This window comes from Enterobacter sp. N18-03635, from assembly GCF_004006055.1.
In the GTDB taxonomy this organism is placed as follows: domain Bacteria; phylum Pseudomonadota; class Gammaproteobacteria; order Enterobacterales; family Enterobacteriaceae; genus Enterobacter; species Enterobacter vonholyi.
In genome coordinates, this window is the sequence record NZ_CP034769.1 from 4,446,496 (window position 1) to 4,463,883 (window position 17,388).

Here is a 17,388-nt window from a genome sequence, read left to right on the forward strand (position 1 = left end):
CACATTTTTTATGAAAATTCTGTAACCGATTCCATTAACAATCTCTAAAATGGTGATGTCAGAAGTTCGGTGTTCAGGCGAGGAGAAGACGTTGAAGTCCAGGAAAGAGGTTGCACCGGCGACCATGAAAGACGTTGCCCAGAAAGCACAAGTCTCTACGGCAACGGTATCCCGCGCATTAATGAACCCGGATAAAGTCTCCCAGGCGACCCGTAACCGGGTGGAGCAGGCTGCGCTGGAAGTGGGCTATTTCCCACAGGCGATGGGGCGTAACGTTAAACGCAACGAGTCGCGCACCATTCTGGTGATTGTGCCGGACATCTGTGACCCCTTCTTTAGCGAGATTATCCGCGGTATTGAAGTCACCGCGGCGGAACAAGGTTACCTGGTGCTGATTGGTGACTGTGCTCATCAGAATCAGCAGGAAAAAACCTTCATCGACCTCATTATCACCAAGCAGATCGACGGCATGCTTTTGCTTGGCTCTCGTCTGCCGTTTGATGCCAGCATTGAAGAGCAGCGTAATTTACCACCGATGGTCATGGCCAACGAGTTTGCGCCAGAGCTGGAGCTGCCGACGGTACATATCGATAACCTCACCGCCGCGTTCAACGCCGTAAATTATCTCCAGGAGCTGGGGCATAAGCGTATTGGCTGCATCGCCGGACCGGAAGAGATGCCGCTGTGTCACTACCGTCTGCAGGGCTACGTTCAGGCGCTGCGCCGTACCGGCGTTACCGTCGATCCGCACTACATTGCGCGCGGCGATTTTACCTTCGCTGCAGGTGGACAGGCGCTGGAGAAACTTCTGGACCTGCCTGAGCCGCCAACCGCCGTATTTTGTCACAGCGACGTGATGGCGCTGGGCGCATTATCGTATGCCAAACGCCGCGGTCTTCGCATACCGAAAGATTTATCGATCATCGGTTTCGATAATATTTCGCTTTCGGAATTTTGCGATCCGCCGCTCTCAACGGTCGCTCAGCCGCGCTACCAAATCGGCCGCGAAGCGATGCTTCTTCTGCTGGATCAGCTTCACGGTCAAACAGTTAGCAGCGGCTCGCGGTTGCTGGACTGTGAACTGATCGTCCGCGGCACTACCCAGGCATTGACTTAAAGTAAACGTCTTTCGGATACCCTTATCTGGTCAAAGCCCCGCCGCTTAAGTAACATGGCGGACTGACGAACGAATAAATACAGCGAAACGATAGTGGCACAACGAGATTATGTACGTCGCGGCCAGCCGGCACCTTCGCGACGCAAAAAGAGTAGCTCAAGGAAAAAGCAACGTAACCTGCCTGCTGTCTCGCCAGCAATGGTCGCTATTGCTGCGGCTGTAGTCGTCGCCTTTATTGGTGGCCTGTACTTCATCACGCACCATAAAAAAGAAGAGTCTGAGGCGCTTCAGGCCAGTAAAGTTGCCGGAAATGGCCTTCCTCCGAAGCCTGAAGAGCGCTGGCGCTATATCAAAGAGCTGGAAAGCCGTCAGCCTGGGGTACGTGCGCCAACTGAACCTTCTGCGGGTGGTGAAGTGCAGAATGCGAATCAGCTAACGGATGAACAGCGTCAGCTGCTGGCACAAATGCAGGCCGATATGCGCCAGCAGCCTACGCAGCTGAACGAAGTGCCGTGGAATGAGCAGACCCCTGCACAGCGCCAGCAAACGCTGCAGCGACGTCAGGCGCAACAGCAGATCCAGCAGCAACAACAGCAGCAGTGGGCACAAACCCAGCCGGTGCAGCAGCCTAAGGCACAGCCGCGGGTAACGGAACAGCCGTATCAGCAGCCGACGCGTACAGTGCAGTCTCAGCCTGTCCAGCAGCAGCCGAAAACTCAGCCGCAGAAACAGGCGGCTCAGCCTTATCAGGATCTGCTTCAGACGCCAGCGCATACCACCGCGCAGCAGCCGAAAACTCAGCAGGCTGCGCCGGTGACCAAAGAGACCGAAGCGCCGAAGCAGACGGCTGAGAAAAAAGACGAACGCCGCTGGATGGTGCAGTGCGGTTCGTTCAAAGGCGCGGAGCAGGCGGAAACGGTGCGTGCGCAGCTGGCCTTCGAAGGGTTTGATTCGCGTATTACCACCAATAACGGCTGGAATCGCGTGGTGATTGGGCCGGTGAAAGGCAAAGAAAATGCCGATGGCACCATTTCGCGTTTGAAAATCGCCGGTCACACAAACTGCATTCGACTCGCCTCCGGGGGTTGAAACCCCCAAAATCCCCCCCATCTATCATTTAATTCAGCCCTGAGCACAGGCTCAGGGCTTCTGTTTCCCGATTCTGTAACCAGGGGGTCTGCTCGTGACAACAATAGTAAGTGTACGCCGTAACGGCCATGTGGTAATCGCCGGTGATGGCCAGGCCACGCTGGGTAATACCGTCATGAAAGGCAACGTGAAGAAAGTACGCCGTCTCTACAACGACAAAGTGATCGCCGGTTTTGCAGGCGGCACGGCGGATGCCTTCACGCTGTTTGAACTTTTTGAACGCAAACTGGAAATGCACCAGGGGCATCTGGTGAAAGCAGCCGTTGAGCTGGCAAAAGACTGGCGTACCGACCGCATGCTGCGCAAGCTCGAAGCGCTGCTGGCCGTGGCCGATGAAACAGCTTCGCTTATCATCACCGGTAATGGTGACGTGATTCAGCCGGAAAATGACCTGATTGCCATCGGCTCTGGCGGCCCGTATGCCCAGGCTGCAGCCCGCGCGCTGTTGGAAAATACCGACATGAACGCGCGTGATATCGCGGTGAAGGCGTTGGATATTGCAGGTGATATCTGCATCTATACCAACCACAATCACACCATCGAAGAATTGACCTCCAAAGCGTAAGGATCTCCCATGTCTGAAATGACCCCACGCGAAATTGTCAGCGAACTGAACAAACACATTATCGGCCAGGATAACGCCAAGCGCTCCGTGGCTATCGCTCTGCGTAACCGCTGGCGTCGTATGCAGCTTGACGAAGAGCTGCGCCACGAAGTGACGCCAAAAAACATTCTGATGATCGGCCCGACCGGGGTCGGTAAAACCGAAATCGCCCGTCGTCTGGCGAAGCTGGCTAACGCGCCGTTCATCAAAGTTGAAGCCACCAAGTTCACCGAAGTGGGCTACGTGGGTAAAGAAGTGGACTCCATTATCCGCGATCTGACCGACTCGGCGATCAAGATGGTGCGCGTCCAGGCGATCGAGAAAAACCGCTACCGCGCGGAAGAGATGGCCGAAGAGCGCATTCTCGACGTGCTAATCCCACCGGCAAAAAACAACTGGGGCCAGGCAGAACAGCAGGCAGAACCGTCTGCTGCACGTCAGGCGTTCCGCAAAAAACTGCGCGAAGGCCAGCTGGATGACAAAGAGATTGAGATCGATCTCGCTGCCGCGCCAATGGGTGTGGAAATCATGGCGCCTCCGGGCATGGAAGAGATGACCAGTCAGCTCCAGTCCATGTTCCAGAACCTGGGCGGACAGAAGCAGAAAGCGCGTAAGCTGAAAATTAAAGACGCGATGAAGCTGCTGATTGAAGAAGAAGCGGCGAAGCTGGTGAACCCGGAAGAGCTGAAGCAGGATGCTATCGACGCGGTTGAGCAGCACGGTATCGTGTTTATCGACGAAATCGACAAAATTTGTAAGCGCGGCGGCAACAGCTCCGGCCCGGATGTGTCCCGCGAAGGCGTTCAGCGCGACCTGCTGCCGCTGGTAGAAGGTTGCACCGTCTCCACCAAGCACGGCATGGTGAAAACGGACCACATCCTGTTTATCGCATCAGGTGCCTTCCAGGTTGCCAGCCCGTCGGATCTGATCCCGGAGCTGCAGGGCCGTCTGCCTATCCGCGTTGAGCTGCAGGCGCTGACCACCGAAGATTTCGAACGTATCCTGACCGAGCCAAACGCCTCTGCTACAGTACAGTACAAAGCGCTGATGGCGACCGAAGGCGTGAACCTCGAGTTCACCGAAGACGGTATCAAACGTATTGCCCAGGCCGCATGGCAGGTGAACGAAACCACCGAAAACATCGGTGCGCGTCGTCTGCATACCGTGCTGGAACGCCTGGTCGAAGATATCTCTTATGACGCGAGCGACCTGAACGGCCAAACCGTTACCATTGACGCAGAATATGTGAGTAAACATCTGGATGCGTTAGTGGCAGATGAAGATCTGAGCCGTTTTATCCTATAATCGCGGTTACTGGATTCTCATCACGTTTAATGGGGGCTAATGCCCCCATTTTTATTGGCTAAATACTTATGACTGACATCAGCCGTACGCAGGCGTGGCTCGAAAGTCTGCGCCCTAAAACACTTCCTCTGGCCTTTGCCGCGATTATCGTCGGCACCGCCCTTGCCTGGTGGCAGGGTTATTTCGATCCGCTGGTTGCCGCGCTGGCACTGATTACCGCCGGCCTGCTGCAAATCCTCTCCAATCTCGCCAACGACTACGGCGACGCGGTAAAGGGCAGCGACAAGCCTGACCGCATAGGGCCACTGCGCGGAATGCAGAAAGGGGTGATTACCCAGGCGCAGATGAAACGCGCGCTGATTATCACCGTGGTGCTGATCTGCGTTTCCGGACTGGCGCTGGTAACGGTGGCGTCTAAAACCGCCAGCGATTTTATTGGTTTCCTGGTGCTGGGTTTATTAGCCATTATCGCGGCCATCACCTACACCGTCGGCACGCGTCCTTACGGTTATATTGGACTCGGGGATATCTCCGTACTGGTGTTCTTCGGCTGGCTGAGCGTGATGGGAAGCTGGTACCTGCAGGCGCATACGGTGATCCCTGCCCTGTTCCTGCCTGCGACCGCTTGCGGTCTGCTGGCGACAGCTGTGCTCAACATCAACAACCTGCGCGACATCGACAGCGATCGCGAGAACGGCAAAAATACCCTGGCGGTTCGTCTGGGGCCGGTTAATGCCCGCCGCTATCACGCCTGTCTGCTCATTGGCGCGCTGGTTTGCCTGGCGCTGTTTAACCTGATTTCCTTACAGAGCCTGTGGGGCTGGCTGTTTGTGCTTGCCGCGCCGCTGCTGATTAAGCAGGCCCGCTTTGTGATGCGTGAACTCAGCCCGTCCGCCATGCCGCCGATGCTGGAACGTACTGTAAAAGGCGCGTTGCTGACTAACCTGTTGTTCGTCATCGGGATTGTTTTAAGCCAGACGCTGCGTTAGCTGACAAATATCAATTAACAATTGATGATTTTGCCAACAACGCATTTCGCACGATATACTGAACACATTCGCAGCAACTGAGCGTTAAACCTATGAAATACGATACCTCCGAGCTTTGTGACATCTACCAGGAAGATGTCAACGTCGTTGAACCGCTGTTCTCCAACTTTGGTGGGCGGTCATCATTTGGCGGTCAAATCGTCACGGTGAAATGTTTCGAGGACAACGGGTTGCTGTACGATCTGCTCGAACAGAACGGCCGCGGCCGCGTTCTTGTGGTCGACGGCGGCGGTTCCGTGCGCCGGGCATTAATTGATGCTGAACTGGCCGGCATTGCCGTCCAGAACGAGTGGGAAGGCCTTGTGGTGTACGGTTCCGTGCGCCAGGTGGACGATCTGGAAGACCTGGATATCGGGATTCAGGCCATCGCGGCCATACCGGTAGGGGCGGCGGGTGACGGCATCGGCGAAAGCGACGTGCGCGTCAATTTCGGGGGCGTGACCTTCTTCTCCGGGGATCATCTCTACGCCGATAATACCGGCATTATCCTTTCCGAAGATCCGCTGGATATCGAGTAATTAAACCGTCAGCGTGAACCATAAAAAAACCGCCAACAGCAATGTGGCGGTTTTTTTGTCCCTGGTTTATCCCAGCGGGGATCAGACTTCTTCCATACGTCCCAGCAGCGCCTGCAGGCGATCCTGCCAGCCGTTCTGCTGTTCGCGCAGCTGGTTGTTTTCGCGCTCCAGTTCTTCGCGGCCGTGCTGCGCGTTCTGAACTTCCTGCGCCAGGCTGTTGTTCTTCTCTTTCAGCTCTTCAATTTCCATCTGCAGCAGGGTGATGGTGTCAATCGCCTGCTGTACTTTCGATTCCAGTTTCTCAAACACTTCTAAAGACATGATGCTACCTCTCCTGAATTGCAAGGCGACGCTTTAACATAAACGCGCACGACATATACCGTCGATTGTATGGAGCGCGGCGCTCTGTGTCCAGCGACACACCGCGCAGATCGCGGTTTGCAACACTTTTAGGTCTGGTCCTGGTGTGTTCGCGTCATATACCCCTAAATTGTTAGCTGATTCGTTAATGAAATGATTCAGCTCACATTCCGGCACTGATCCTGTACTGCTGCAAAGATGTGCTTTATGGCGCGAAAACGCTCATTTTATTGACGCAGACCACACATTTCGATTTCGATATTTCTCGTTTTTGCTCGTTAACGATAAATTAACACTATGTCTACAGGGCATCGTGGCTGTCACGGGCGGTCATGCTAACAATAAACATCAATTTCTTCAGGATTCCGATTATGAGTCAGACATCAACCTTAAAAGGCCAGTGCATTGCCGAGTTCCTTGGTACCGGGTTGTTGATATTCTTCGGAGTGGGCTGTGTCGCTGCACTGAAAGTGGCGGGTGCCAGTTTTGGTCAGTGGGAAATCAGTATCATCTGGGGTCTGGGCGTGGCGATGGCCATCTACCTGACAGCAGGGGTTTCTGGTGCACATCTTAACCCGGCGGTGACAATCGCACTGTGGCTGTTCGCGTGCTTCGACGGACGCAAAGTAGTTCCTTTCATTCTTTCTCAGTTTGCCGGCGCGTTTTGCGCAGCGGCGTTAGTTTACGGGCTTTATTACAATCTTTTCATCGACTTCGAACAGACGCATCATATGGTACGCGGCAGCGTCGAAAGTCTGGATCTGGCAGGCATCTTCTCAACCTACCCTAACCCGCACATCAATTTTGTGCAGGCGTTCGCAGTTGAAATGGTGATTACCGCTATTCTGATGGGCGTTATCCTGGCGCTGACCGACGACGGAAACGGCATTCCGCGCGGCCCGCTGGCACCCCTGCTGATTGGTTTGCTGATTGCGGTAATTGGCGCATCCATGGGCCCGCTGACCGGCTTCGCGATGAACCCGGCACGTGATATCGGACCAAAAGCGTTCGCCTTTATCGCAGGCTGGGGCGACGTCGCCTTCACAGGTGGCAAAGACATTCCTTACTTCCTGGTACCGCTGTTTGCGCCGGTTGTCGGGGCTGCGCTGGGTGCGTTTAGCTACCGCAAATTAATTGGTCGCCACTTACCGTGCGACACCTGTGTGGAAGAGGAGAAGGAAACGACTTCTACCGCACAACAAAAAGCTTCGCTGTAATCTGACTACGGGACACATACCATGACCGAAAAAAAATATATCGTTGCGCTCGACCAGGGCACTACCAGCTCCCGCGCTGTCGTAATGGATCATGACGCGAACATCGTCAGCGTGTCACAGCGCGAATTTGAGCAAATTTATCCTCGTCCAGGCTGGGTAGAACACGACCCGATGGAGATTTGGGCGTCACAAAGCTCCACGCTGGTCGAAGTGCTGGCGAAAGCCGATATCAGTTCCGACGAGATTGCCGCGATTGGTATCACTAACCAGCGTGAAACGACGATCGTCTGGGAACGCGAAACCGGTAAGCCGATTTACAACGCCATCGTCTGGCAGTGCCGCCGTACCTCTGAAATCTGCGAACAGCTGAAGCGCGACGGTATGGAAGAGTACGTGCGCAGCGCCACCGGCCTGGTGGTTGACCCGTACTTCTCCGGCACCAAAGTGAAATGGATCCTCGACCACGTGGAAGGTTCACGCGAGCGTGCTAAACGCGGCGAGCTGCTGTTCGGTACCGTTGACACCTGGCTTATCTGGAAGATGACCCAGGGACGCGTCCACGTCACCGATTACACCAACGCCTCGCGTACCATGCTGTTCAACATCAACACCCTGGAGTGGGATGACAAGATGCTGGACGCGCTGGATATCCCACGCGCGATGCTGCCTGAAGTGCGCAAGTCTTCTGAGGTTTACGGCCAGACCAACATCGGCGGTAAAGGTGGCACCCGTATTCCTATCGCCGGTATCGCCGGTGACCAGCAGGCGGCGCTGTTCGGTCAGCTGTGCGTCAAGGAAGGGATGGCGAAGAATACCTACGGCACCGGCTGCTTTATGCTGATGAACACCGGTGAGAAAGCGGTGAAATCAGAAAACGGTCTGCTGACCACCATCGCCTGCGGCCCGCGCGGCGAAGTGAACTATGCCCTGGAAGGTGCGGTGTTCATGGCCGGTGCGTCTATCCAGTGGCTGCGTGACGAGATGAAGCTGATCAGCGATGCATTCGACTCCGAGTACTTCGCCACCAAAGTGAAAGACACCAACGGCGTGTACGTGGTGCCTGCATTCACCGGTCTGGGCGCACCCTACTGGGATCCGTATGCACGCGGCGCGATTTTCGGACTGACGCGTGGCGTGAACTCTAACCACATTATTCGCGCCACTCTGGAATCCATCGCCTACCAGACCCGCGACGTGCTGGAAGCGATGCAGGCGGACTCCGGCATTCGTCTGCATGCCCTGCGCGTGGACGGCGGTGCGGTAGCGAATAACTTCCTGATGCAGTTCCAGTCCGACATTCTGGGCACCCGCGTTGAGCGCCCTGAAGTGCGTGAAGTGACGGCGCTGGGTGCGGCGTACCTTGCCGGTCTGGCGGTAGGCTTCTGGCAGAACCTGGACGAGCTGCAGGAAAAAGCGGTTATCGAACGCGAGTTCCGCCCGGGCATCGAAACCACCGAGCGTAACTTCCGCTACAGCGGCTGGAAGAAAGCGGTGAAACGCGCCCTGGCGTGGGAAGAACACGAGGAGTAAGACATACTTCCTCCTCACCCTAACCCTCTCCCCTTTGGGGAGAGGGGACTTAAAACACCCCTCCCCACTCTGTGATAAACTTCGTGCAATTCCTTTTGATTGCACGAGTACCTCATGAAACGTGAACTTGCTATCGAGTTTTCCCGCGTCACCGAAGCGGCCGCCCTTGCAGGCTATAAGTGGCTGGGTCGTGGCGATAAAAATACCGCCGACGGCGCAGCCGTCCATGCCATGCGCATTGTGCTTAACCAGGTCAACATCGACGGCACCATCGTGATCGGCGAAGGCGAGATCGACGAAGCGCCAATGCTCTATATTGGTGAAAAAGTCGGTACCGGCAAAGGCGATGCCGTGGATATTGCCGTCGACCCGATCGAAGGTACCCGCATGACCGCAATGGGTCAGGCCAACGCCCTGGCGGTGCTGGCCGTGGGCGATAAGGGATGCTTCCTTAACGCGCCGGATATGTACATGGAAAAGCTGATTGTCGGCCCTGGCGCGAAAGGCGCAATCGACCTTAGCATGCCGCTGGAAGAGAACCTGCACAACGTCGCCAAAGCCCTGGGCAAACCTCTTAGCGAACTCACCGTGACGATTCTGGCGAAACCGCGCCACGACGCCACCATCGCGCAGATGCAAAAGCTCGGCGTGCGCGTGTTTGCCATTCCGGACGGTGACGTTGCCGCCTCGATCCTGACCTGCATGCCGGACAGCGAAGTAGACGTGCTGTACGGCATCGGCGGCGCGCCGGAAGGTGTGGTCTCTGCGGCAGTGATCCGCGCGCTGGATGGCGATATGCAGGCCCGTCTGCTGCCCCGCCACGAGGTGAAAGGCGACAGCGAAGAGAACCGCCGTATCGGAGAAAACGAGCTGGCGCGCTGCGAAGCGATGGGCATCGAGGCCAATAAAGTGCTCGCGCTGGACGAGATGGCCCGTAGCGATAACGTGGTCTTCTCGGCGACCGGCATCACCAAAGGCGATCTGCTGGACGGCATCACCCGCAAGGGCAATATGGCGACCACCGAAACGCTGCTGATCCGCGGTAAATCACGCACCATTCGTCGTATCCAGTCTATCCACTATCTCGACCGCAAAGACCCGGACGTGCAGACGCACATTCTGTAAAACCGTTTGATCGATAGAGCTTTCCGGCCCTGACGGGCTGGAAATTGTCACCACAAGTACGGAAGATAGAACAGAGAAACAGCACAGGAGAAGATCATGGCGGACTGGGTAACAGGTAAAGTCACAAAGGTACAGTTCTGGACCGATGCGCTATTTAGTCTCACCGTACATGCTCCCGTTCACCCGTTTAAAGCCGGGCAATTTGCGAAGCTGGGACTGGATGTCGACGGCGAGCGCGTGCAGCGCGCCTACTCTTACGTTAACGCGCCTGATAACCCGGATCTCGAATTCTATCTGGTTACCGTTCCTGACGGTAAGCTCAGCCCGCGCCTTGCCGCCCTTAAGCCCGGCGACGACGTGCAAATTGTGAGTGAAGCGGCAGGCTTCTTTGTGCTCGAAGAGATCCCGGATTGTGACACGCTCTGGATGCTGGCAACCGGTACGGCCATCGGCCCTTATCTCTCTATTTTGCAGTACGGCAAAGATCTGGAGCGCTTTAAAAACATCGTGTTGGTGCACGCTGCGCGCTACGCCGCGGACCTGAGCTACCTGCCGCAGATGCAGGCGCTGGAGCAGCGGTACGGCGGAAAGTTAAAGATTCAGACGGTGGTCAGCCGTGAAACCGTAGCAGGAACGCTTACCGGTCGCGTGCCGGCGTTAATTGAGAGTGGAGCCCTGGAAGAGGCGGTGGGTTTGCCGCTGAACGCTGAAACCAGCCACGTCATGCTGTGCGGCAACCCGCAGATGGTACGGGACACGCAGCAGCTTCTGAAGGATACCCGGCAGATGACGAAACATCTTCGCCGCCGGCCGGGCCATATGACCGCTGAACACTACTGGTGATCAGCGGTATTTCACCTCAACGGTATCTTTACCGTATTTGTTTTCGCTCTGGGTGCCGATAAACGCACCCAGATCGACAATCATCATCACGAAGATGACCGAAGGCAGCAGCCTGCCCACAACCCACGGCAGGATGGACGGAAGCATCGCCCAGTTCCCCGCCACCAGCATCCACGCCAGAATAATCAGAAATGCCCACGCGCCGGAACGTCCGCGATCGTGCAGCCGTTTTACGACAACCGCCGCCGTTGGCCATAGCAGACAGACCAGCGCGAAGGCCGCCGTTTGCGTGCTCAGCCATGCGTTGTAAGCAACGAAAAACAGAAGCAGCATGGCGACAACCCACGTCACCATCCAGATCCAGAAATCACGGCGTCCAATACGCCCTTTGAATGAAAACAGCCACTGCTGTATGGTCATGTAAGGTTCCTTATTATCGTATAGCGCGCATTTTACCCTGGAGTTGTGACCTTTTGACAAGCCGACCAGATATCGTTTTAATCATGAGCACTTACGGCCAGGGGCAATGTTGATGAAAAGTTCGGCACGTTCTCTTTTCCTGTGTTTAGCGCTGATCAGCGCGGGTTATCCCCTGCACGCCGCCGAAACCACAGCCCCGACCACAGCACCGTATCTGCTGGCGGGCGCGCCGTCGTTCGATCAGTCCATCAGCCAGTTTCGTGAAACCTTCAATCAGACCAACCCCACGCTGCCGCTGGATGAATTTCGCGCCATTGATGGCTCACGCGATACCCCCACACTGACCCGTGCGGCAAGCAAGATAAATGAGAATTTGTATGCTTCCACGGCGCTGGAGCGCGGTACGTTAAAAATCAAAAGCATGCAAATCACCTGGCTGCCGATACAGGGGCCAGAGCAGAAAGCCGCTAAGGCGAAAGCGCTGGAGTACATGAGCGCGGTCCTGCAGGCGTTTACCCCGGCACTGACGAAAAAGCAAAGCCAGCAAAAGCTGCAAAAACTCCTCGCTGCCGGTAAAAACAAGCGTTACTACGCCGATACCGAGGGCGCAATCCGCTATGTTGTGGCGGACAACGGCGAAAAAGGACTGACCTTCGCTGTTGAACCGATTAAGCTGGCACTATCTGACACTCTCGGCGGGGCGAATTAATGACAAAAAGCAAAGCCTTTCGAGGGAAAATCTCTATACTGATTCACAGACCATGCTGCCCGACAGGGTGGCCATATTCCTTAATTCGCTTATTTAGCGTGGAGAATTGAAATGCGACATCCTTTAGTGATGGGTAACTGGAAGCTGAACGGCAGCCGCCACATGGTAAACGAACTGGTTGCGAACCTGCGTAAAGAGCTGGCTGGCGTGACCGGCTGCGCGGTTGCGATCGCTCCGCCGGATATGTATCTGGATCTGGCTAAACACGCCGCTGATGGCAGCCACATCATTCTGGGCGCGCAGAACGTTGACGTTAACCTGTCTGGCGCTTTCACCGGTGAAACCTCCGCTGAAATGCTGAAAGATATCGGCGCGAAATACATCATCATCGGCCACTCCGAGCGTCGCACCTATCACAAAGAATCCGATGAGTTCATCGCGAAGAAATTCGCCGTGCTGAAAGAGCAGGGTCTGATCCCGGTTCTGTGCATCGGTGAAACCGAAGCAGAAAACGAAGCGGGCAAAACTGAAGAAGTGTGCGCACGCCAGATCGATGCAGTGCTGAAAACCCAGGGCGCGGCAGCGTTCGAAGGCGCGGTTATCGCTTACGAGCCAGTCTGGGCGATCGGTACCGGCAAATCAGCAACCCCTGCACAGGCTCAGGCTGTTCACAAATTCATTCGTGACCACATTGCGAAAGCTGACGCCAAAGTCGCTGAGCAAGTGATTATCCAGTACGGCGGTTCCGTTAACGCTTCCAACGCTGCTGAGCTGTTCACCCAGCCAGACATCGATGGCGCGCTGGTTGGCGGTGCATCCCTGAAAGCGGACGCTTTCGCGGTGATCGTTAAAGCGGCAGAAGCGGCTAAACAGGCGTAATTGCCTTTGTGGCGGGTGGCGCTTCGCTAACCCGCCCTGCGGTTTTGTAGGCCCGGTAAGCGTCAGCGCCACCGGGCTTTTTTACAGCCGTCCCAGCAGGCTAAACCACAGATAATCCAGCGGCAGCAGCACCAGATACGTTGCAATAGCCAGCGCCAGACAAAGCACCATCCCCGCCCTGGCAGGCACCTTTCCTAACCCCATCGCCACCACAATCGGCGACGCCTGATAGGGCAGCAGCGGCGTGGAATAGCCCAGCACCTGAATCATGATCACCGACAGCAGCGGAAAACCGGTCGCGTCCGAGAAACTCTGCGCCAGAGTGGTATACAGCGCCGGAACGCCGTTGGCGGTCATAATGAAGTTGAGTGCGGTGGTAATACCGGTCAGCGCCAGGAAACTGGTGAACGGTCGGCCTGCATCCAGCGGCATAATGCGGAGCAACGCCTCGCCCACCGCCGTTCCGATACCGGTTTGCGTCACGACGATCGCCAGCCCCAGAATACCGGCAACGTAGATACAGGTGCGCATATTCACCCCCGCAGAAAACTCTTCCCCGGTAATGAAACCAATGCGCGGCAGCATAACGATGATCGACGCCGCCAGCCCCGTCCACGCGGGCCCCACGCCGTGCCAGCTCTCCGTAACCCACATCCCCAGCACCACCGCCAGCAGCCAGGCAAGACGCTTTTCGTCCCGCCCCATAGGCTCAGACGGCGCCTGTTCTTTCGGCGGTTTTGGGCTGCCGGGAAATAGCCAGCAGATGAGGCCAATCAGAATCAGGCCTTTGAGAATGCCCAGCACCGGCGTGTGCAGCAGCAGATAAGGGACATAGTTCAGATGGATGCCGTACGAGCCTTCCGCCGCACCGCTCATCACCAGGTTAGGGACGTTAGCGGGCAGAATCGTCGCCGAAAGCTGGAAAGTCCCAAACCCTACCGCCAGCGCCAGACCAAACCACGCTCGGGAGCCGTCTGCGATACCGGCGCGTTTCGCCATCGCGGCGACAATCGGCATCAGTAGCGCAATACGTCCCATATTCGACGGCATCACAAACGCCAGCGCGTAGCTCAGCAGCACCACGCTCGCCACCATCAACACCCAGGAGTCGGTGAGCCTTGCCGACAGCGCCCTGGCGGCCCTGTCTGCCAGTCCGGTTTTACGGATCGCCACGCCGAGCACGAATCCGCTGAAGACCAGCCAGAAAGCAGACGAGGCAAAACCGCCGAAAATCACCTCCGGCGGGGCGATCTTCGCGGTCATTGCCGCCGTAAAGAACAGCAGCGCGGTGATAAATTCCGGCAACAGCGACGTCGCCCATAGCACGATAGTGACGCCAACGATCAGTGAGGGTACCAGCAGAGGATACGTTGACCAGAGCGACATACCTGTCTCCTGTAGAATTTTTCAGCAAGTCTACGGCGACAGGCAGGGCGAGTAAACGCTATTTATGGTGGGGTCAATTCAGAATAGCGCATTGATGATCCTGCAGTTCCTCAGCTGACGCGCGGTTAAGCATCAGCAGGTTACGTTCGGTTGCCAGCAACACAAACGAACCATCGGACTGCTGTGCCATCGCCAGGGCGAAGCGCCCCATATGGTCGCGCGCTTCCGGCAGCTCTTCAGCCAGCATTATAAACGGGCTGCGCTGCACCAGCTCATTCTCCGTCACCCGACGAGCAAGATACTCATGCCCTTCCAGCCCGCCGGGAAGCGGCAGCCACTGGGTGCTGATTTCTGCCTGCGCGGCGTTGAGTTTCTCGCGCACGTCCGGGCGAAGGCAGGAGATATGAATATGAAAGTGGTTCTGCGTGCGCCCTGTCGGGGAGTTAATCGTCAGCGAAATGGCGCTGTCAGGCACCTCGGCTCCGCGCTTCAGGGTCATAAAGCTGCGCGACTGCCAGGCCAGCCAGAAAAAGTTCGGCGTATGCGCTTCGGTCAACAGCGGGCTCTCGGTGCCGTTGATGCGATAGGTCGGCATCAGCAGGTATTGCAGCGGCCCGTTGCGGTCTTTAAATATCACATAGCCTGCATCCGTTTTCACCTGCACACACGGTGCCGGGTTACGATTCTGGATCTGATTCGGCACACACTGGTCGAGAACGATATGTCTTAACGCATTCGGATTACCCGCCTTCATCCAGTACACGCCGCCAGCGGCAAGGGCGATGACAATGAGGATCAATAAGATAATTTTTTTCACAACGCGTTCCCTGTTTTCGATTGAGGCAAAAGAGTAACGCAAAATGATGACCAAATAAAAAACCCGGCGGATTTCTCACGCCGGGTCACCGTGTCACAGGCTAATGGCTAGCGCTGGCTGATTTGGTCGAAGGTACCGCCATTAGAGAAGTGCTCTTTCTGCGCTTTCGTCCAGCCGCCGAACTCGTCATCGATGGTGAAGAGTTTCAGTTTAGGGAATACGCTTTCGTATTTCTTCGCAACAGCCGGATCGCGTGGACGATAGAAGTTTTTCGCCGCAATTTCCTGGCCCTCTGGCGAATAGAGATACTTCAGGTAAGCTTCCGCCACCGCTTTGGTATCTTTCTTCTCAACCACTTTATCGACCACAGAAACGGTCGGCTCAGCCAGAATCGATTCGCTCGGGGTCACGATCTCGAATTTGTCTTTACCCAGTTCGTTGGTCGCCAGCAGTGCTTCGTTTTCCCATGCAATCAGCACGTCGCCAATCCCGCGCTCGACGAAGGTGTTGGTGGCACCACGCGCGCCGGAGTCCAGCACCTCAACGTTTTTATACAGCGCCTTCACGAACTCCTGCGCTTTGGCCTGGTCGCCGTTGTTGTGATGCAGCGCGTAACCCCATGCGCCGAGGTAGTTCCAGCGAGCGCCGCCGGAGCTTTTCGGGTTCGGGGTAATCACAGAAACGCCCGGTTTGATCAGGTCGTTCCAGTCTTTAATTTGTTTCGGGTTGCCTTTACGCACCAGGAAGACGATGGTCGAGGTGTAGGGTGCGGAGTTATCCGGCAGGCGTTTGATCCAGTTTTTGTCGATGCGACCGCGCTCGGCGATCGCGTCGACATCGTAGGCCAGCGCCAGGGTCACCACGTCGGCTTCAATGCCGTTGATGACGGAGGTCGCCTGCTTGCCAGAACCTCCGTGAGACTGGCGAACCACCACGTTATCGCCGGTTTCCTGCTTCCAGTGTGCCGCAAACGCTTTGTTGTATTGCTCGTACAGTTCACGCGTCGGGTCGTATGACACGTTCAGTAATTGGATGTCCTTAGCCAGAACGCTGGTCGATGCCAGCAATAATGTTAAACCCACGCCCCATTTATTCATCGCCCAGCTCTCTTGTGTAGTGTTTTGATGAATGCAGCGTGCCAGAAAGCGAATCGAGGATTAAAGAATAAAAAAAGATTGGCTATAACGTAGTGGAATAAAAAAGCGTGCTCGCATAAAAAAGCCGGGTGGTGGCTACGCCTTACCCGGCCTACGAGTCGTGCCTTTGTAGGCCCGGTAAGCGCAGCACCACCGGGCAACAGAGCCGATCAGTACAGTTTTTTCGCGCAGTCCAGCCAGTCACCTTTGAACGGACGCTTCATGTTTTCAATCGCGTCGATGATGTCGTGGTGAACCAGTTTTTCGTTCTGAATACCGACGCAGCGGCCGCCGTGGCCCTGCAGCAGCAGATCGATCGCGTACGCGCCCATACGGGACGCCAGAATACGGTCGTAAGGGCCTGGGGAACCGCCACGCTGGATGTGACCCAGTACGGTCGCGCGGGTTTCGCGTTTGGTTTCGGCTTCGATGTACTTCGCCAGCTCGTCAACGTCACAGATGTGCTCGGTGATAGCGACGATCGCGTGTTTTTTACCCTTCGCGATGCCCGCTTTGATTTCAGCCACCAGATCTTCACGGCTAAATTCGACTTCTGGCACGACGATAAATTCGCAACCGCCCGCAATGGCAGCCGCCAGCGTCAGGTCGCCACAGTAACGGCCCATCACTTCAACGATAGAGATACGCTGGTGAGAAGACGAGGTGTCACGCAGGCGGTCAATCGCTTCAACAACGGTACCGAGTGCAGTAAAGAAGCCGATAGTGTAGTCAGTGCCTTTGATGTCGTTGTCGATGGTGCCAGGCAGACCGATGCACGGGAAACCCATTTCGGTCAGACGTTTTGCACCCATGTAGGAACCGTCACCACCGATAACCACCAGGGCGTCCAGACCACGTTTCTTCATGTTTTCGATAGCCACTTCACGAACGTGTTCGTCGCGGAATTCCGGGAAGCGCGCAGAACCGAGGAAAGTACCGCCACGGTTGATCATGTCAGACACGCTGTAGCGGTCGAGCTGAACCATACGATCTTCATACAGGCCCAGATAACCGTCATAAACGCCAAAAACTTCCAGGCCTTCCGTCAGCGCTGCACGGACAACACCACGAATTGCCGCGTTCATGCCCGGCGCATCACCGCCGCTTGTCAACACACCGATTTTCTTAATCATGACTACCTCTGAACTTAGGAATGCAAAATTGAAATCTGTTGCCGGAAGAAACTTATCGACCAACGAATACTGCAAATAGTATATCAATCCC

18 protein-coding genes are annotated in these 17,388 nt (G+C 56.0%); 12 read left to right on the top strand and 6 right to left on the bottom strand.

Annotated elements, in window-relative coordinates:
* Positions 1–91: 91 nt before the first annotated feature.
* The 6 genes from cytR to rraA all read left to right on the top strand — a co-directional run bounded on the left by cytR (position 92) and on the right by rraA (position 5,742).
* The gene (cytR, locus tag ELK40_RS22100; RefSeq protein ID WP_023309683.1) at positions 92–1,117 is read left to right on the top strand and encodes a DNA-binding transcriptional regulator CytR; all 1,026 of its coding nucleotides are present in this window, start codon (positions 92–94) and stop codon (positions 1,115–1,117) included.
* 93 nt (positions 1,118–1,210) lie between these two features.
* Complete coding sequence (ftsN, locus tag ELK40_RS22105) at positions 1,211–2,206, top strand: cell division protein FtsN (RefSeq protein ID WP_111963962.1); 996 nt, start codon at positions 1,211–1,213, stop codon at positions 2,204–2,206.
* A gap of 94 nt (positions 2,207–2,300) precedes the next feature.
* Complete coding sequence (gene hslV, locus ELK40_RS22110; RefSeq protein ID WP_008501802.1) at positions 2,301–2,831, top strand: ATP-dependent protease subunit HslV; 531 nt, start codon at positions 2,301–2,303, stop codon at positions 2,829–2,831.
* 9 nt (positions 2,832–2,840) lie between these two features.
* Positions 2,841–4,175, top strand: a complete 1,335-nt coding sequence (gene hslU, locus ELK40_RS22115; protein WP_023309685.1) for an HslU--HslV peptidase ATPase subunit — start codon at positions 2,841–2,843, stop codon at positions 4,173–4,175.
* Between the two features lie 68 nt (positions 4,176–4,243).
* The gene (gene menA, locus ELK40_RS22120) at positions 4,244–5,164 is read left to right on the top strand and encodes a 1,4-dihydroxy-2-naphthoate polyprenyltransferase (protein ID WP_127732633.1); all 921 of its coding nucleotides are present in this window, start codon (positions 4,244–4,246) and stop codon (positions 5,162–5,164) included.
* 92 nt (positions 5,165–5,256) lie between these two features.
* Positions 5,257–5,742, top strand: coding sequence for a ribonuclease E activity regulator RraA (gene rraA / locus ELK40_RS22125; RefSeq protein WP_023309687.1), 486 nt, complete (start codon positions 5,257–5,259; stop codon positions 5,740–5,742).
* Positions 5,743–5,823: 81 nt separating this feature from the next.
* Here rraA and zapB read toward each other — a convergent pair whose 3' ends face one another.
* Entirely contained in the window at positions 5,824–6,063 is a 240-nt protein-coding gene (gene zapB / locus ELK40_RS22130) for a septal ring assembly protein ZapB (RefSeq protein ID WP_010436935.1), read from the bottom strand.
* A 410-nt stretch (positions 6,064–6,473) separates the two neighbouring features.
* On the opposite strand from zapB, the gene ELK40_RS22135 reads away from it, so the two are divergent.
* From ELK40_RS22135 to fpr, 4 genes are all read left to right on the top strand, one after another.
* A complete protein-coding gene (locus tag ELK40_RS22135; RefSeq protein WP_014885705.1) occupies positions 6,474–7,319 on the top strand; it encodes an MIP/aquaporin family protein in 846 nt (281 codons plus the stop codon).
* Between the two features lie 21 nt (positions 7,320–7,340).
* On the top strand, positions 7,341–8,849 hold the full coding sequence (gene glpK, locus ELK40_RS22140; protein WP_023309688.1) for a glycerol kinase GlpK: 1,509 nt from the start codon (positions 7,341–7,343) through the stop codon (positions 8,847–8,849).
* 114 nt (positions 8,850–8,963) lie between these two features.
* Positions 8,964–9,974, top strand: a complete 1,011-nt coding sequence (gene glpX, locus ELK40_RS22145; protein ID WP_127732635.1) for a class II fructose-bisphosphatase — start codon at positions 8,964–8,966, stop codon at positions 9,972–9,974.
* Positions 9,975–10,070: 96 nt separating this feature from the next.
* Entirely contained in the window at positions 10,071–10,817 is a 747-nt protein-coding gene (fpr, locus tag ELK40_RS22150) for a ferredoxin--NADP(+) reductase (protein WP_127732637.1), read from the top strand.
* Here the strand turns inward: fpr and ELK40_RS22155 are convergent, their stop codons facing one another.
* On the bottom strand, positions 10,818–11,237 hold the full coding sequence (locus tag ELK40_RS22155) for a DUF805 domain-containing protein (protein WP_023293600.1): 420 nt from the start codon (positions 11,235–11,237) through the stop codon (positions 10,818–10,820).
* A gap of 112 nt (positions 11,238–11,349) precedes the next feature.
* On the opposite strand from ELK40_RS22155, the gene ELK40_RS22160 reads away from it, so the two are divergent.
* Together ELK40_RS22160 and tpiA are read left to right on the top strand one after the other, a co-directional pair.
* Positions 11,350–11,946 (top strand): DUF1454 family protein, encoded by a 597-nt coding sequence (locus ELK40_RS22160; RefSeq protein ID WP_115876982.1) that lies wholly within the window; start codon positions 11,350–11,352, stop codon positions 11,944–11,946.
* A 111-nt stretch (positions 11,947–12,057) separates the two neighbouring features.
* Positions 12,058–12,825: a triose-phosphate isomerase gene (gene tpiA, locus ELK40_RS22165; protein WP_014172206.1), complete on the top strand. Its 768-nt coding sequence runs from the start codon at positions 12,058–12,060 to the stop codon at positions 12,823–12,825.
* 81 nt (positions 12,826–12,906) lie between these two features.
* On the opposite strand, the gene ELK40_RS22170 is transcribed toward tpiA, so the two are convergent.
* The 4 genes from ELK40_RS22170 to pfkA all read right to left on the bottom strand — a co-directional run bounded on the left by ELK40_RS22170 (position 12,907) and on the right by pfkA (position 17,297).
* Positions 12,907–14,211, bottom strand: a complete 1,305-nt coding sequence (locus ELK40_RS22170) for an SLC13 family permease (RefSeq protein WP_127732639.1) — start codon at positions 14,209–14,211, stop codon at positions 12,907–12,909.
* Positions 14,212–14,284: 73 nt separating this feature from the next.
* Complete coding sequence (locus tag ELK40_RS22175) at positions 14,285–15,028, bottom strand: CDP-diacylglycerol diphosphatase (RefSeq protein ID WP_115876979.1); 744 nt, start codon at positions 15,026–15,028, stop codon at positions 14,285–14,287.
* A gap of 107 nt (positions 15,029–15,135) precedes the next feature.
* On the bottom strand, positions 15,136–16,125 hold the full coding sequence (locus ELK40_RS22180; protein WP_029741703.1) for a sulfate ABC transporter substrate-binding protein: 990 nt from the start codon (positions 16,123–16,125) through the stop codon (positions 15,136–15,138).
* A gap of 209 nt (positions 16,126–16,334) precedes the next feature.
* Positions 16,335–17,297: a 6-phosphofructokinase gene (gene pfkA / locus ELK40_RS22185; protein WP_023309696.1), complete on the bottom strand. Its 963-nt coding sequence runs from the start codon at positions 17,295–17,297 to the stop codon at positions 16,335–16,337.
* Positions 17,298–17,388 lie beyond the last annotated feature (91 nt).

Bases quoted from the DNA above. Each gene is read 5' to 3' on its own strand.
- ELK40_RS22170 (WP_127732639.1), bottom strand. From the start codon at position 14,211: ATGTCGCTCTGGTCAACGTATCCTCTGCTGGTACCCTCACTGATCGTT.
- ELK40_RS22180 (WP_029741703.1), bottom strand. From the start codon at position 16,125: ATGAATAAATGGGGCGTGGGTTTAACATTATTGCTGGCATCGACCAGC.
- menA (WP_127732633.1), top strand. From the start codon at position 4,244: ATGACTGACATCAGCCGTACGCAGGCGTGGCTCGAAAGTCTGCGCCCT.
- rraA (WP_023309687.1), top strand. From the start codon at position 5,257: ATGAAATACGATACCTCCGAGCTTTGTGACATCTACCAGGAAGATGTC.
- tpiA (WP_014172206.1), top strand. From the start codon at position 12,058: ATGCGACATCCTTTAGTGATGGGTAACTGGAAGCTGAACGGCAGCCGC.
- glpX (WP_127732635.1), top strand. From the start codon at position 8,964: ATGAAACGTGAACTTGCTATCGAGTTTTCCCGCGTCACCGAAGCGGCC.
- hslU (WP_023309685.1), top strand. From the start codon at position 2,841: ATGTCTGAAATGACCCCACGCGAAATTGTCAGCGAACTGAACAAACAC.
- pfkA (WP_023309696.1), bottom strand. From the start codon at position 17,297: ATGATTAAGAAAATCGGTGTGTTGACAAGCGGCGGTGATGCGCCGGGC.
- ELK40_RS22135 (WP_014885705.1), top strand. From the start codon at position 6,474: ATGAGTCAGACATCAACCTTAAAAGGCCAGTGCATTGCCGAGTTCCTT.
- ELK40_RS22155 (WP_023293600.1), bottom strand. From the start codon at position 11,237: ATGACCATACAGCAGTGGCTGTTTTCATTCAAAGGGCGTATTGGACGC.
- ELK40_RS22160 (WP_115876982.1), top strand. From the start codon at position 11,350: ATGAAAAGTTCGGCACGTTCTCTTTTCCTGTGTTTAGCGCTGATCAGC.
- zapB (WP_010436935.1), bottom strand. From the start codon at position 6,063: ATGTCTTTAGAAGTGTTTGAGAAACTGGAATCGAAAGTACAGCAGGCG.
- glpK (WP_023309688.1), top strand. From the start codon at position 7,341: ATGACCGAAAAAAAATATATCGTTGCGCTCGACCAGGGCACTACCAGC.
- fpr (WP_127732637.1), top strand. From the start codon at position 10,071: ATGGCGGACTGGGTAACAGGTAAAGTCACAAAGGTACAGTTCTGGACC.